General features: G+C 46.6%; 16 protein-coding genes. 6 read left to right on the top strand and 10 right to left on the bottom strand.

The features are described from left to right. Positions 1-98 precede the first annotated feature (98 nt). Positions 99-449 (bottom strand): hypothetical protein, encoded by a 351-nt coding sequence (locus A2X74_RS09540; RefSeq protein ID WP_293624577.1) that lies wholly within the window; start codon positions 447-449, stop codon positions 99-101. A gap of 114 nt (positions 450-563) precedes the next feature. On the opposite strand from A2X74_RS09540, the gene A2X74_RS09545 reads away from it, so the two are divergent. Further along, complete coding sequence (locus tag A2X74_RS09545; RefSeq protein WP_293624575.1) at positions 564-1,118, top strand: hypothetical protein; 555 nt, start codon at positions 564-566, stop codon at positions 1,116-1,118. Here A2X74_RS09545 and trpC read toward each other — a convergent pair. Genes trpC through rpe form a run of 5 tightly spaced genes read right to left on the bottom strand, consistent with a single transcriptional unit; the run spans position 1,115 to position 5,757 of the window. After that, positions 1,115-1,918 carry an indole-3-glycerol phosphate synthase TrpC gene (gene trpC / locus A2X74_RS09550; protein ID WP_293624573.1) on the bottom strand — a complete coding sequence of 268 codons (804 nt, stop codon included), beginning with the start codon at positions 1,916-1,918 and terminating at the stop codon, positions 1,115-1,117. The two genes, A2X74_RS09545 and trpC, sit on opposite strands and share 4 nt — an antisense overlap. 11 nt (positions 1,919-1,929) lie before the next feature. Then, the gene (trpD, locus tag A2X74_RS09555; protein WP_293624571.1) at positions 1,930-2,952 is read right to left on the bottom strand and encodes an anthranilate phosphoribosyltransferase; all 1,023 of its coding nucleotides are present in this window, start codon (positions 2,950-2,952) and stop codon (positions 1,930-1,932) included. Between the two features lie 24 nt (positions 2,953-2,976). Then, positions 2,977-3,543 (bottom strand): aminodeoxychorismate/anthranilate synthase component II, encoded by a 567-nt coding sequence (locus tag A2X74_RS09560; protein WP_293624570.1) that lies wholly within the window; start codon positions 3,541-3,543, stop codon positions 2,977-2,979. Next, entirely contained in the window at positions 3,527-5,032 is a 1,506-nt protein-coding gene (gene trpE, locus A2X74_RS09565) for an anthranilate synthase component I (protein ID WP_293624568.1), read from the bottom strand. Before trpE ends, A2X74_RS09560 begins: the two co-directional genes overlap by 17 nt. Continuing rightward, the gene (gene rpe / locus A2X74_RS09570) at positions 5,032-5,757 is read right to left on the bottom strand and encodes a ribulose-phosphate 3-epimerase (RefSeq protein WP_293624566.1); all 726 of its coding nucleotides are present in this window, start codon (positions 5,755-5,757) and stop codon (positions 5,032-5,034) included. Before rpe ends, trpE begins: the two co-directional genes overlap by 1 nt. 49 nt (positions 5,758-5,806) lie before the next feature. Here rpe and apaG point away from each other — a divergent pair, with 49 nt between their 5' ends. The 3 genes from apaG to A2X74_RS09585 all read left to right on the top strand — a co-directional run bounded on the left by apaG (position 5,807) and on the right by A2X74_RS09585 (position 8,263). Beyond that, the gene (gene apaG / locus A2X74_RS09575; RefSeq protein ID WP_293624564.1) at positions 5,807-6,181 is read left to right on the top strand and encodes a Co2+/Mg2+ efflux protein ApaG; all 375 of its coding nucleotides are present in this window, start codon (positions 5,807-5,809) and stop codon (positions 6,179-6,181) included. A 126-nt stretch (positions 6,182-6,307) separates the two neighbouring features. Beyond that, positions 6,308-7,462, top strand: coding sequence for an MltA domain-containing protein (locus tag A2X74_RS09580; protein WP_293624562.1), 1,155 nt, complete (start codon positions 6,308-6,310; stop codon positions 7,460-7,462). A 24-nt stretch (positions 7,463-7,486) separates the two neighbouring features. Further along, on the top strand, positions 7,487-8,263 hold the full coding sequence (locus A2X74_RS09585) for an enoyl-CoA hydratase (protein WP_293624560.1): 777 nt from the start codon (positions 7,487-7,489) through the stop codon (positions 8,261-8,263). Between the two features lie 21 nt (positions 8,264-8,284). On the opposite strand, the gene A2X74_RS09590 is transcribed toward A2X74_RS09585, so the two are convergent. From A2X74_RS09590 to bioA, 4 genes are read right to left on the bottom strand one after another with little or no spacing between them, the layout of a single operon-like run. After that, on the bottom strand, positions 8,285-9,478 hold the full coding sequence (locus A2X74_RS09590) for a M20 aminoacylase family protein (RefSeq protein WP_293624558.1): 1,194 nt from the start codon (positions 9,476-9,478) through the stop codon (positions 8,285-8,287). 19 nt (positions 9,479-9,497) lie between these two features. Beyond that, complete coding sequence (gene bioD, locus A2X74_RS09595) at positions 9,498-10,220, bottom strand: dethiobiotin synthase (protein ID WP_293624556.1); 723 nt, start codon at positions 10,218-10,220, stop codon at positions 9,498-9,500. Further along, positions 10,217-11,446 (bottom strand): 8-amino-7-oxononanoate synthase, encoded by a 1,230-nt coding sequence (locus A2X74_RS09600; RefSeq protein ID WP_293624554.1) that lies wholly within the window; start codon positions 11,444-11,446, stop codon positions 10,217-10,219. The genes bioD and A2X74_RS09600 overlap by 4 nt, the downstream gene beginning before the upstream one ends. Further along, entirely contained in the window at positions 11,443-12,789 is a 1,347-nt protein-coding gene (gene bioA / locus A2X74_RS09605; RefSeq protein WP_293624552.1) for an adenosylmethionine--8-amino-7-oxononanoate transaminase, read from the bottom strand. The genes A2X74_RS09600 and bioA overlap by 4 nt, the downstream gene beginning before the upstream one ends. Before the next feature lie 89 nt (positions 12,790-12,878). On the opposite strand from bioA, the gene bioB reads away from it, so the two are divergent. Then, a complete protein-coding gene (bioB, locus tag A2X74_RS09610) occupies positions 12,879-13,916 on the top strand; it encodes a biotin synthase BioB (RefSeq protein WP_215334232.1) in 1,038 nt (345 codons plus the stop codon). A gap of 13 nt (positions 13,917-13,929) precedes the next feature. Further along, positions 13,930-14,559, top strand: a complete 630-nt coding sequence (gene coq7, locus A2X74_RS09615; RefSeq protein WP_293624545.1) for a 2-polyprenyl-3-methyl-6-methoxy-1,4-benzoquinone monooxygenase — start codon at positions 13,930-13,932, stop codon at positions 14,557-14,559. Positions 14,560-14,657 lie beyond the last annotated feature (98 nt).

Here is a 14,657-nt window from a genome sequence, read left to right on the forward strand (position 1 = left end):
TGTATTTGCTCATGAAGCTGACCCCTTTGAGTTGGATTGGATGTCCAACTTTTGTGGGTCAGTTCACGATAAGGGCTTTTTTATTTTCTTGGGCTTAATTAGCTTTCTTTAACAGCCTTTGCAAGGCACTTAGAAATTTCTTCATAGCGCTTGATGGCCATCTTGCTAGGAACTACCTCTTTTTTGCGCCCATCTTCATTCGCAGCCATCTTGATATAGCCCATGGCGCTGAGATTCTTGAGTCGCCCATGAAGCGTTGCTTGGGAGCCTAGCTCAGATAGGGAAATCAGGTCTCCCACCAAAATAGGCTTCTTGGCATCAAAGCTCAAAATAATTTTGTCGAGTAGACCTTCTTCAATTGAGTCGAGCTTCTTCCCAGGGTTGATGCGGTCAAGCACATCAATCAAATTAAGAAAGCGAATATAACAAGTGGATTTAGTGGTCGACATAAGCGATTGAGATTTTGAGGCTATTAGCCTTAGGGTTAGCCTTATCAGTATATACCTGCATAAATTTGATTGCTAGCATGACATAGTATTTGGTAAACAAATATGTCGGCAATCATGAAAAAAATACTCTCAGAGTGGTTTTTAGGCTTTTTAATTAGCGCGGTAACGTACACGATTTTGTTCTATATCAATGCATGGTTGACGAATAATTTGGCCTATGGCTTGGGAGTCAATTGGATTTATCTGCCTGCTGGATTACGTTTATTTCTGACGCTCATCTATGGTTTACCAGGCGCCATTGGAATTGCGCTCGCATCTTTCATGATTTGTTATTTTGGGCAATCTCCACCAGAGCTCATCACCTGCATCGGCATTGGATTGATATCCGGATTTGCACCTTATTTAGCAAGAGCTTTTGTATTAAGGAATATCAATATCTTGCCTGACTTAAGTAACCTGACCTTACAGAACTTAGTGGCCTGCATCTTGATTTTCGCAGCTCTCAGTGCAGGTCTTCATCAATGGTGGTTTGCGCTGAGAGGGCTTGATGGGGCCGGAAGCTTTAATCACTTCTTGGTGATGATGATTGGGGATGTTTTGGGAACAGTGCTGCTAATTGGCCTTATTAAATATGGCCTTGATCTACTTAAGAGCTTGAGGCCTGCTTAGTTAAATAGTTCGCTTAAAGCTGCGCCTGGATCATTTGCGCGCATGAAGGCTTCGCCAACCAAAAATGCATTGACATGGTGATCACGCATTAGCTGAACATCTGCGCGACTCATAATTCCAGACTCAGTAACCAAAGTTTTACCTGTTGGTACCACTGATAGTAAAGATAAGGTGGTTTGCAGGGTAACCTCAAAGGTTTTCAGATTGCGATTATTAATACCGAGTAGCGGTGTCTTTAATTCAAGGGCTTGCTCTAGTTCAGGTGCGTTATGTACCTCAACAAGCACATCTAGGCCCAGCTCATGTGCACAAGCTTCCAACTCTTTCATTTGATTGAGTTCAAGGCAGGCCACGATCAATAAAATCGCATCAGCACCAATCGCTCTTGCTTCGTAGACTTGGTATGGATCAATCGTAAAATCTTTACGTAATACAGGAATGCCGCATACAGCTCTTGCTGCTTGAAGGTAAGCATTAGAGCCTTGGAAATAATCTTTATCTGTGAGAACGGATAGGCAGGCGGCACCATTGTTTTCATAGGACTGAGCAATTTCAGCTGGCTGAAAATTTTCGCGCAAGATTCCTTTGCTGGGACTCGCTTTCTTAATCTCGGTAATCACACCCGCTTTACCTGCCGCAATCTTATTTTCAATAGATTGGATAAAACCGCGTGGTTTTAAAAAGGCATCACGATTATTTTCTTCGGCCCGATCACGTTGATTAGCCAAAGAGATTTTTTTTGAATCAGCAGCTACCTCAATCTTCTTTGTGGCAACAATTTTGTCGAGGATATCGCTCATGAAGATCTTAATTAGTTTTGGGTTGCAGATACAAATTGGTCCAACTTGTGACGGGCAGCGCCAGAAGCAATTGCAGCTTGGGCCATCTGAATACCGCTAGCAATGCTCGGGGCTACATCCGCTACATACAGCACTGCTCCAGCGTTGAGACAAACAATGTCGCTCGCTGGACCAGGAGTTTTATTGAGTACATCCAAAACAATGGCTTTAGATTCTTCAGCATCGGCCACCTTAAAGCTATTGGTCGGCGCAGTGTTCAAGCCAAAGTCTTGTGGATGAATCTCATATTCACGAACCTGGCCATCTTTCAGTTCACCAACCAGAGTAGGGCCTTCAAGGGAGATTTCATCTAAACCATCGCGTCCATAGACGACGAGTGCGTGGTCCATGCCCATGGCTTGTAATACACGCGCCTGGATGCCGACTAAGTCAGCATGAAATACGCCCATGAGGATGCGTTTGGCATCTGCAGGGTTCGTGAGTGGGCCCAGGATATTGAATATCGTGCGCACACCCAAATCTTTACGAATCGGTACGACGTTTTTCATTGCAGGGTGATGATTGGGTGCAAACATAAAGCCTGCCCCCACTTCTGAAATACATTTCGCTACTTGCTCTGGGGAAAGTGATAGTTTTACGCCTAGAGACTCCAGAATATCTGCGCTTCCGGATTTGCTGCTGACGCTGCGATTACCGTGTTTAGCAATTTTGGCTCCGGCGGCTGCCGCCACAAACATGGCAGCAGTAGAAATGTTGAATGTGTGAGCTCCATCGCCGCCAGTGCCCACCACATCCACTAAGTTTTTTCTATCCTCAACGATTACTGGAGTGGCAAATTCCCGCATGACTTGAGCTGCTGCAGCAATTTCACCAACAGTCTCTTTTTTGGTGCGCAGGGCAACCAGTAGTCCCGCAACCAAAGTTGGTGGCATCTCGCCACTCATGATCAGACGCATCATGGCAGTCATCTCATCATGAAAGAGCTCGCGATGTTCAATGCAACGTTGCAATGCTTGCTGTGGAGTAATGGACATGTGGTTCGACTTATTGCTATTAAGTTATTTGGCTTGGAGAAAATTCTTCAGCAGTGCATGGCCATGCTCAGAAAGAATCGATTCTGGATGAAATTGCACACCTTCTACTGCAAGTTCCTTGTGGCGTACACCCATGATTTCACCATCGGAAGAAGTGGCCGTGACTTCAAGCATTGCTGGCAGCGAACTCTTTTCAATGGCCAGAGAGTGATAACGCGTCACCTTAAATGGATTTGGTAAGTCTTTGAAAACGCCAACACCAGTGTGATGAATAGCATCTGTTTTGCCATGCATTACTTTTTGGGCGCGAATAATCTTGCCGCCGAATGCTTCACCAATCGCTTGGTGTCCAAGGCAGACTCCCAAAATCGGAATTTGTCCAGCATAGCGCTGAATCGTCGCTACAGAAATTCCTGCTTCTGCCGGACTGCAAGGCCCCGGTGAAATGCAAATGCGTGCAGGATTGATTTTGGCAATCTCATCAACAGAAATTTCATCATTACGGAAGACTTTTACTTCTTCACCTAGTTCTGCAAAATACTGAACGAGGTTATAGGTAAATGAATCGTAGTTATCAATCATGAGGAGCATCGAGTCCTCCTTGTACTAAATCAGCTGCCATTAACACTGCACGTGCCTTAGCTTCAGTTTCTTTCCACTCGGCGGTGGGGTCGGAGTCTGCCACTACACCAGCACCCGCTTGGGAGTGCAACACACCATCACGAATCACGCCAGTGCGAATGGCAATTGCCACATCCATATCGCCAGAGAAAGACAGATAGCCAACTGCGCCTCCATAGACGCCGCGTTTCACAATTTCCATCTCATCAATGATTTCCATCGCCCGAATTTTTGGGGCGCCCGATAAAGTGCCAGCAGGGAAGGTTGCGCGTAGAACATCCATATTGCTCATATTGTCTAGTAATTCACCTTCAACCGAGCTGACTATGTGTTGGACATGGGAATATTTTTCGATCGACATCGAATCTGTCACATTGACAGTGCCTGTCTTGGCAATACGACCTACATCGTTACGAGCTAAGTCAATCAACATGACATGCTCAGCAATCTCTTTTGGATCGGCAAGTAATTCTGTGGCAAGACGCTCATCTTCTTCGGGTGTTGCGCCACGAGGGCGTGTGCCCGCTAGAGGGCGAATTGTCACAATCTTCTGACCCTCGCGCTGCTCTTGACGCACCAAGATCTCTGGTGATGAGCCCACGACCTGTAAATCACCAAAGTCATAGAAGTACATATAAGGTGATGGATTCAGGGAGCGTAGTGCCCGGTAGAGGGCAAGTGGTGAATCTGTGAATGGCTTGCTAATACGCTGGCCAATGACGACCTGCATGCAATCGCCAGCTAAAATATATTCTTTGGTTTTGAGAACAGCATTTTCAAAATCAGCTGCTTTGAACTTACGGATCAACTTTGTTTTGGTGCTCGGTAATGAAGCAGGCATGCTTACAGGCTTGCTTAAGCAAGCAAGCAATTCTTTTAATCGAGCTTGGCCCTTTTCATAACTATCGGTAACGCTTGGGTCTGCATAGACGATTAAATAAATGCGACCTGCAACGTTATCAATCACTGCCAACTCTTCAGTTAGCATCAGTTGAATATCAGGCACACCTAATTCATCTGGCAACTTGTGTTTTGCTAAGCGAGATTCAATATAGCGAACCGTGTCGTAACCAAAGTAGCCTGCAAGCCCGCCACAGAAGCGTGGGAGACCAGGTTGAACCGCCACTTTGAAGCGCTTGAAATAAGCATCAACAAAGTCGAGTGGATTGTCGTGATTGGTTTCAATGACTTTGTCATTGAATAAAACTTCAGTCAGTGGTGCCGTTGGCGTCCCAACCGTTCTTAAAACAGTTTTAGCAGGAAGGCCAATGAACGAGAAGCGACCAAAGCGCTCGCCACCTAAAACAGACTCAAGTAAGTAAGTATTCTTTTGTCCAAATGCTTGAGTGAGTTTGACGTACAGTGAGAGTGGAGTCTCTAAGTCGGCTAAAACTTCTTTGACCAATGGAATGCGATTGAAACCCTGTTTTGCTAGGGCTAGAAATTCTTCGTGCTGCATTACGCTTTTCCTGACGTCGCTAGTTCTGCGCGCATCGCTTTAATCACGTCAGCATAATTTTCTTTGCCAAAGATTGCGGATCCGGCAACAAATGTATCTGCACCAGCCTTAGCTACTTCTGCAATGTTGTCGACTTTAATGCCGCCATCTACCTCTAAGCGAATGTGTCGACCAGTCTCTCGTTGATAGCGATCTAGTCGTGCACGTACTTGAGTAATCTTACTCAGGGTGCTTGGAATAAATGACTGCCCACCAAAGCCCGGATTTACAGACATCAGCAAAACGAGATCGAGTAGTTCTAGGGTGTGATCTAAGTGATGTAGTGGCGTTGCGGGATTTAACACTAGTCCTGCCTGGCATCCTTGATCACGAATTAAATTAATAGTGCGATCCACATGAGGGCTTGCCTCTGGGTGAAAACTAATGAGGTTTGCTCCTGCTTTTGCAAAATCGGGAATGAGGCGGTCAACTGGCTCAACCATCAAGTGGACGTCGATCATGGCTGGTTTGCCATCTTTTATAGCGTGTGGACGAATCGCCTCGCACACCAAGGGTCCAATAGTGAGGTTTGGAACGTAATGGTTGTCCATCACATCAAAGTGAATCCAGTCTGCTCCCGCCAAGAGAACATCTTGAACTTCTTTGCCCAGGCAGGCAAAGTCAGCCGACAAAATGGAGGGGGCGATGACAAACTGGCTATTTGAGGGTGATTTCTGGCTATCCATCCCTAGATTCTAGCTTGCAGTTGCTCTTAGGATGGAGCAGAATTCGAGCATGAATCCTCACGAAATCAGCATTACGGTCAAAACCCAGTATTTGCCCGACCAGTCTGAACCCGATAACCGCCAGTTTGCGTTCGCGTATACCGTCACCATTCGAAATACCGGCACGGCTAGTATTCAGCTCATTGCCCGCCATTGGTTCATTACTGATGGGGATAATGATGTTCAGGAAGTCCGTGGCCTGGGGGTTGTAGGGCAACAGCCGCTCCTGCGGGCGGGTGAGCAGTTTGAATACACCAGCTGGGCAACTTTACCGACGCCGGCAGGCACGATGCGCGGAGAGTACTTCTGCGTGACTGAGGAGGCTCAGTTTTTCCAGGCCCCCATCCCCGAATTTGCCCTGGTGATGCCGAGAACCTTGCACTAGGCTCTCAAAAAACACTATTTTTTGCCCTTACCAGTCCAAAGGACAATAAAGAGCAGGAGGGCTAAAGCAATGCCACCCTCCACGGCAAATAAGATCATGGGGTATTCATCGAGTAAATTGGCAATCATGATTTCTATATCCAAATTAATAAGTCGCAAGAAAACCCCGCGAATCCTTGCTTGCAGTGTATTCGTTCTCGCAATTGCTGGTTTGTTGACAGCTTGCTCTACGCCTTCAACTAGGGGGTCTGGTTACCGTTCTAGTGGCAACATCTCATCTCCTTACAGCTCTCCGATCGCTAGCTTTCAATCGGTCTCATGGCAAGACTTGCCTGGTTGGCAGGGGGATGATTTAACCCAGGCTTGGCCTGCTTGGCTCAAGAGTTGTGATGCCTTGCGTAAGCGCAATAGTGAGATTAATTGGCGTCAGGTATGTGCTCAGGCCAGCAGTATTTCAGGTCGTGATGGGCGCGCAATTCGCCAATATTTCGAGGGGAATTTTCAAGTATATGAAGTGCGTAACAGCGCTACTGGCAAAGATTCTGGCTTGATAACGGGTTATTACGAGCCTGTTATGAATGGCTCGCAGACTCGAACCGCTACTTATACCGTTCCCTTGTACGGTCTTCCAAAGGCTTGGAAGGGCTCTAAGCCAAATCCTGCACCAGCGCGTGCAGAGCTGATGAGCTCTGGAGTTCTGAAGGGTTCTGAAATTGCCTGGGTACAGGATCCTGTCGCCGCCGCATTTATGCAAATCCAAGGCTCAGGAAAAATTCGTTTAGAAGATGGGCGCGTATTGCGACTTGGTTATGCTGGCACCAACGATCAGCCCTTTAAGTCTTTTGCGCAGTGGTTGCTAGACCGTAAAGAAATTAATCGCAGTCAGGCCACTATGCAGGGCATTAGCGCATGGGCTAAACGTAACCCAGGCCAAGTAGAGGAAATGCTCAATGCTAATCCTCGCTTTGTATTCTTTAAAGAGTTGCCAGGTAATGTTAGTGCTGATCTGGGCCCTAATGGCGCATTGGGTGTGCCTTTAACAGCAGAGCGCAGCATTGCTATTGATTTGAAAGCGATGCCTTTGGGCGCCCCGGTATTTTTGAGTACGACTAGACCTTTGAGTAGTCAAACCTTACAAAAATTGGTCATGGCGCAAGATACGGGTAAAGCCATTGTGGGTGGGGTACGAGCGGATTACTATTGGGGATCAGGGGATGCTGCAGGTGAGTTAGCAGGACGCATGAAGCAAGATGGCAAGATGTGGTTATTGTTGCCGCGCTGAACAAATCATTTTTGAAAGAGATCGATGACTTACAACACCATATTGACTGAAGTGGATGGCAAGGTTGCCATCATTACCCTCAATCGCCCGCAAGTATTAAATGCTCTGAACGATGAGTTAATGGATGAGTTAGGTACAGCGCTATTGAGTTTTGATGCGGATGACAATATTGGATGCATCATTGTGACTGGTAGTGAAAAGGCATTTGCTGCTGGTGCAGATATCGCGACGATGGCGAAGTATGGATTTGCGGACGTCTATCGCGGTGACTTTATCTCTCGCAATTGGGAAGAGATTAGAAAGGTACGTAAGCCAGTGATTGCAGCGGTATCTGGCTATGCCCTTGGAGGTGGATGTGAGTTAGCGATGATGTGCGACACCATCATGGCCGCTGATAGCGCTAAGTTTGCGCAACCAGAAGTGAAGTTAGGAATCATCCCTGGCGCTGGTGGTACTCAGCGTTTGCCGCGTGCAGTTTCAAAAGCAAAAGCGATGGATTTGGCTTTAACGGGTCGCATGATGGACGCTGCTGAGGCTGAGCGCTCTGGCCTGGTTGCCCGTATTTTCCCCCAAGCGGATTTACTAAAAGAAGTCAAAGCAATTGCCAAGACAATTGCGGACATGCCATTACTGACTGCAATGATGGTGAAAGAAGCAATTAATACTGCTTATGAAACTACGCTCTCAGAGGGAATTCATTTTGAGCGCCGTTTGTTCCACTCTTGCTTTGCAACAAACGATCAAAAAGAAGGTATGGCAGCTTTTATAGAAAAGCGCCCAGCTAAATTTACAGACTCGTAAAAAATTCACTGCTAGGCTGAATTATTTTTCTAAGTAACGTTGCGCTAGCTTGACCCAGTAGCTGACGCCCACTGGGATCAGCGCATCATTGAAGTCATAGGAAGGGTTGTGAAGATGGCATGGGCCCATGCCATGGCCAACTGCGCGGTGATCGCCATCGCCATTGCCTAGGAACACATAGCAACCTGGCTTCTCCAGCAGCATGAATGCAAAGTCTTCAGCACCCATAGTCGGGTCGATTGAGGTGTTGACGCTCTGGGCTCCAACCAATTCGCTCATCACTTCACTGGCAAACTCCACTTCTTTATCATGATTAATGAGTGGGGGGTAGTTTCGTGCAAAACTAATTTCTGCTTGGCAGTCAAATGCACTTGCTACGTTATGAGAAATTTCTCGTAAACGTTGCTCAATTAAATCTAGCACCTCGATGGTGAATGTGCGAACGGTTCCGCCGATAAATGCACTATCCGGAATGACGTTGCTCGTCTCACCTGCATGAAACTGCGTAACTGATAACACCGCTGCATCCACTGGACGTTTATTGCGCGTAATGATGCTCTGTAAGGCTTGTACAACTTGAGCGCCTGTAAGCACTGGGTCAGCACTGTTATGTGGCAAAGCAGCGTGACCGCCTTTACCGCGAATAGTGATTTCAAAAGAATTGCTGGAGGCCATCATCGGGCCAGAGGTCACGCCAAAATGTCCTTCAGCAAGCCCTGGCCAGTTATGTAGACCAAAAACAGCATCACAAGGAAATTGTTTGAACAATCCATCGTTAATCATTTCTTGTGCGCCAGCACCACCTTCTTCTGCCGGCTGAAAAATGAAAATGACTGTGCCTTTGAATTCGCGATGATTGGATAGATATTGAGCGGCACCCAAGAGCATTGCTGTGTGGCCATCATGACCACAGGCATGCATCTTGCCGGGATTCTTTGAAGTATGTTCAAAGGTGTTATGTTCTTGTAATGGCAGTGCATCCATGTCGGCACGCAGACCAATCATCTTGCCTGGACCCAAGTCACCATCAAGTTTGCCGACCACGCCTGTTTTACCAAGGCCACGATAAACCGAGATTCCCCAGCTTGAAAGTGCTTCCGCTACAAGATCAGAAGTGCGGTTTTCTTCAAAGCGTAATTCTGGATGCGCATGAATATTGCGACGAATCTCTTGAATGGCTGATGCGGAGTCGATGATTTCTGGAAGTAATCGCATAACTTCATCTTATCTGAATTTACTCAGGCAGCTTTATATGCCCTGCAGCAAATTCTAAGGCCTCTATGGAGTAAGGAGCATTCTCTGGTTTCTGATGCTGTTGAGGAAGGGTAGGAATGACGCCTAAAAATGGTGCAAAAATTCGGTCTTTTAGCGTTTGAATATTTTCTTCCAGAAAGGGCATCTCCTCTGAAAGCATATTCGCTACCCAGCCAGCAATCGTTAACTGGCGAGACTGAATTGCTTCACAAGTGAGTAGGGCGTGGTTAATGCAGCCCAAACGCATGCCTACAACAAGGATGACTGGTAAATCAATTGCCTGAGCGAGATCGCCTAAATCTTCTTGTTCATTTAAAGGAACTAAAAATCCACCTGCTCCCTCAACAACAACCGCCTCAAATTTTTGATTTAGTGAATGCAAATCACCCAAGATGATGGTGGAATCTAGGTAGACATCATTTTCCTTGGCAACAAGATGGGGGGCTGCTGCTTGATCAAGAACGTAAGGACAAAGACTTTGTTCTTGAGAATTTAATCCTGAAGCTATGCGTAATGTCTCTAAATCCTCATTGAATTTTTGACCGCTAGCATTCACATAAGTTCCAGCAACGACAGGTTTAAAGCCGACTGCGCTGATACCTGTTTCTCTCAGTTTCAGAATGAGTGCGCCGGCAACTAAAGTTTTGCCAACCTCAGTATCGGTACCTGTTACAAAAAATCCAGTAGAGGCATTGATCGTCATGAATTGCTTTCTACGTGTTTTTCAATAGACTTCAATGTCTTAATCAGTGCACGTAAATCATCAGTGCTGTGATTTGCGGAAAAGGTAATACGCAATCGAGAGCTACCAACTGGGACGGTGGGTGGGCGGATTGCGGGGATCCAATAACCTGCTTCATCTAAGAGTTTGGCTGCCGCTAATGCGTTGGCATTGCTTCCTAAAATCACTGGCTGAATGGGGGTAGATGAAGGGGTTTTCTCCCACCTTGAGAAATTCATCTCCTCATTCCAAATCTGAATCAACTTATGAAGTTGTTTACGACGCGCAATGCCTTCATCTCCTTCGATCAATTCAAGGCTGCTCAGTAGGGTATGGGCAATTGCTGGTGGTGTAGCCGTGCTGTAGATATAAGGGCGTCCCTTTTGGATGAGCCACTCAATAAACGGCGCAGCTGCACAAATAAAAGCACCGCTCACACCGGCTGCTTTGCCAAGCGTGCCGACATAAATAATTCTTTCTGAATGTACGTCTGCTTGCTCCAAAATACCGTGACCTTGTTCGCCAAGCACGCCAAATCCGTGGGCATCATCCACCATCAACAAGGCATCATATTGTTCGGCGATATCGATTAGTTTTTCTACGGGTGCGATATCCCCATCCATGCTGAATACACCATCGACCACAATCAACTTGAGGGGGTAGGTATCTTGCTTTAGCGATTCTTCTAGTGAGTCGAGATTTTGGTGATCAAACAATGTCACCTTAGCTTTAGTTTGTGCGCTAGCTAAGCGAACACCATCAATCAAAGAGGCATGATTGAGTTTGGCAGAATAAATGCTGGCTTGACCTTGGTCAGCAAGCCTGGAAATTCCAGTAATGGCGTTGATGTTTGCAAGATATCCGGTGCTGAAGAATAGCGCTCTCGCATTAGGGATATGTTTACTTTCACAGGCGGCTAATTTTTTTTCAAGCAAGTCATGTGCAATGCTATGGCCGCTAATTAAATGTGATGCGCCGCTACCAACCCCGTATAGTTTTGCGCCTTCTGCAAGCGCAGAAACCAATCCAGGATGATTTGCTAGTCCCAAATAGTCATTGCTACAAAATGCTTTCAGTTCTCGCTGACCAACGCGAGCCTTGGTGTCACAGGGTGACTCGGTAGTGCGCAGTTTGCGTCTCAGCAATTGCTCATCCAAGTTGGCAATCTGCTGCTCTGCCATATTGCGAGCTTTAAAGTTTGTACTCATGCCAGCACCTGATTGAGAGCACGTTGTACTGCAACTCCCATTTGCACCGCTTCCTCAGTCGTAAGGATGTACGGTGGCATCACATAAATCGTGTTGCCAATGGGTCTAATGAGAATACCCTCCATCATGCTTGCTGAGAACATCTCTCGTGAAAACGTAGCTGAATTTTTTAGTGATTCAGGTTTGATATCAAAGGCTAGGATCATGCCTTGCTGGCGCCAATGTTCAATGCGAGGATCTACTTTTGCCCAAGCAAATGCATTGGCAAGATCTTTGCTACGTTCAAGATTTTTTTCGAGAACAGAGTCAGTTTCAAAAATCTCTAGGCACGCAAGTGCTGCAGCGCATGCCAGTGGATTGCCTGTATAGGAATGTGAGTGCAAGAAACCTTGTTGCATTTGATCGCCATAAAAGGCGCGATAAATTTTGTCGGTCGTCATGGAGAGCGAAAGCGGAAGGTAGCCGCCACTAATGCCTTTGGACAATGTTAAGAAGTCTGGCCAAATCCCCGCATGCTCGCAAGCAAAAAACTTTCCTGATCGACCGCAGCCCACTGCAATTTCATCGGCGATCAAATGAATGTTATAGCGATCACAGAGTGATCTTACTAAGCGTAAATATTCTGGAGAGTACATCGCCATCTGCCCGGCACATTGAACGAGTGGTTCCACAATGATCGCAGCAATATGCTGATGCTCTGCCTCTAGCAACTCTTCTAATATTTTTGCTGCGTGTTTGGCAACATCATCAGCACTCTCACCAGATTTTGCTTTGCGTGCATCAGGTGAAGGCACGGTGAAAACATCTTGTAAAAGTGAGCCGTATGCTTCGCGAAAGATTGCAACATCCGTTACTGCTAGGGCGCCTAAAGTTTCTCCGTGGTAACCATTTTCTAGACAGACAAATTTTTTCTTTTGAGACTGATTATTTATTCGCCAGTAGTGATGACTCATCTTTAAGGCGATCTCTACCGCTGAGGCGCCATCAGATGCAAAAAATACATGACCCAAATGACCTTGAGTTAAAGCTGACAATTTCTCGGAGAGGGCAACTACAGGCGGATGGGTGAATCCGGCGAGCATGACATGTTCAATTTTCTCCAATTGATTCGTAATGGCTTGGTTAATACGTGGATTGGAATGACCAAAAAGATTCGTCCACCATGAGCTAATGCAATCGAGTAGTGCCTTTTCCTTGTCATCAAATAACCAAGCACCCTTACCTTTTGTAATGGCAATTAATGGCAATGATTCGTGATGCTTCATCTGAGTGCAGGGATGCCATACGGCATCTAGGCTGCGATCAACCAGCGAGGTTTGATTTGGATCAGAAATAAGCTTCATGTTTGGTATTTGACCACTAGTTTTTCCTAATTTAGGCCTGTATCTGTTATGTTTATGCCTTGAATTGATCTATTTTCTGGAATTCGACCATGCAGGCCACCCAAACTACTGAAAAACCCCTCACTCAAGTCAAGTCTCAAAAGGATTTGCATAAAGAGGTCGACGCTTCGGGTGCTTGGTCTGTAGCCCAGATTGAGGCTTTATTTGCCCTTCCATTTAGTGAATTGATGTTCAAGGCGCAAGAAACCCATCGCGCTAACTTCCCTGATGGCGATGTGGAACTGGCTACGCTTTTGTCAATCAAGACCGGTGGCTGCCCTGAGGACTGTGGCTATTGCCCACAGGCAGCTCGTTATGACACCGACGTCAAAGCCAATAAGTTGATGGATCTGGATGAGGTTCTGGAGGCCGCTAAGGCTGCTAAAGCCGCTGGATCGAACCGTTTCTGCATGGGCGCTGCTTGGCGAGAGCCTAAAGACCGTGATATTGAAAAAGTCACCGCCATGATTAAGGGCGTGAAGGCTTTGGGCTTAGAAACCTGCGCCACACTGGGGATGTTGGAAGCCAATCAGGCTCAAGCGCTTCAGGAGGCCGGTTTGGACTTCTATAACCACAATTTGGATACCAGCGAGGACTTCTATCGCTCAGTCATTTCCACCCGTGGTTACCAAGACCGTTTGGACACGATTTCTAATGTACGTGCTGCAGGTATGTCAGTGTGTTGTGGCGGCATTGTGGGTATGGGTGAGTCTCGTGAACAGCGCGCCGCTTTCTTGGCTCGTTTGGCCAATTTAAGCCCATATCCAGAGTCAGTTCCAATTAATCACCTGGTTCCTGTTGCAGGCACTCCATTGGCAGATCAGAAGCCATTGGATCCTCTGGAGTTTGTCAGAACTATTGCTGTAGCCCGTATCACTATGCCGCGTGCACGCGTGCGTTTGTCAGCTGGTCGCCAAGAGCTCGGCAGGGCAGTTCAGGCCATGTGCTTCCAAGCTGGTGCGAATTCTATTTTCTATGGTGAGCAACTACTCACTACCGGCAATCCCGAGGCAGAACAAGACCGTGAACTATTGGCTGAGCTGGGTTTAAAGACCAAACAAAGCTGCAAAGCTGAGGTTCTGGTCTAGTTTTTAAAACCCCATGGCCTTGATCGATCGCTTCATTATTGAGTTTGATACAGCCTTACGCTCTGTAGTAGGGGGTGCTCATGCCCATCGTCCAACCCCGGGTTCGGATAAGCAATCTACTGCTTTATTAGATGCAAAAGATCGGGAGCATGCCGCAGGTTTAATGCGCGTCAATCATGTGGGTGAAGTCTGCGCCCAAGCCCTCTATCAATCGCAAAAATTAGTAGCTCGTAATTCTGAAATTCGGCAGATGTTGGATCACTCTGGCCAAGAGGAAATGGACCATTTAGCTTGGTGCGAAACCCGCCTCCAAGAGCTAGGTTCACACACTAGTTATCTCAACCCACTTTGGTATGCAGGATCCTTTGCAATCGGCTTGGTTGCTGGCTTAGCGGGCGATAAGTGGAGCCTGGGATTTGTTGCTGAAACTGAGAAGCAAGTAGAGAATCACCTTGAGAGTCATCTAGAAAGATTGCCTCTTGAAGATGAGCGTTCTCGAGCCATTGTTGATCAAATGCGCATAGATGAAATCGAGCATGGACAGGCCGCAATTTCAGCGGGTGGGGCGGTCTTGCCGGAGCCGATTCAAAAGCTAATGCAAGCGATGTCAAAAGTCATGACAAGCACTGCTTACAAAATCTAGTTCTAAATTAATTATTTTGCATATTTTTATTTAGAATACTGTTTATTAATACAGTATATTTATCCATTATTAGGCAAAATAGCTAAGACCTATTCTTA

The organism is Polynucleobacter sp. GWA2_45_21 (assembly GCF_001830325.1).
GTDB lineage: Bacteria > Pseudomonadota > Gammaproteobacteria > Burkholderiales > Burkholderiaceae > Polynucleobacter.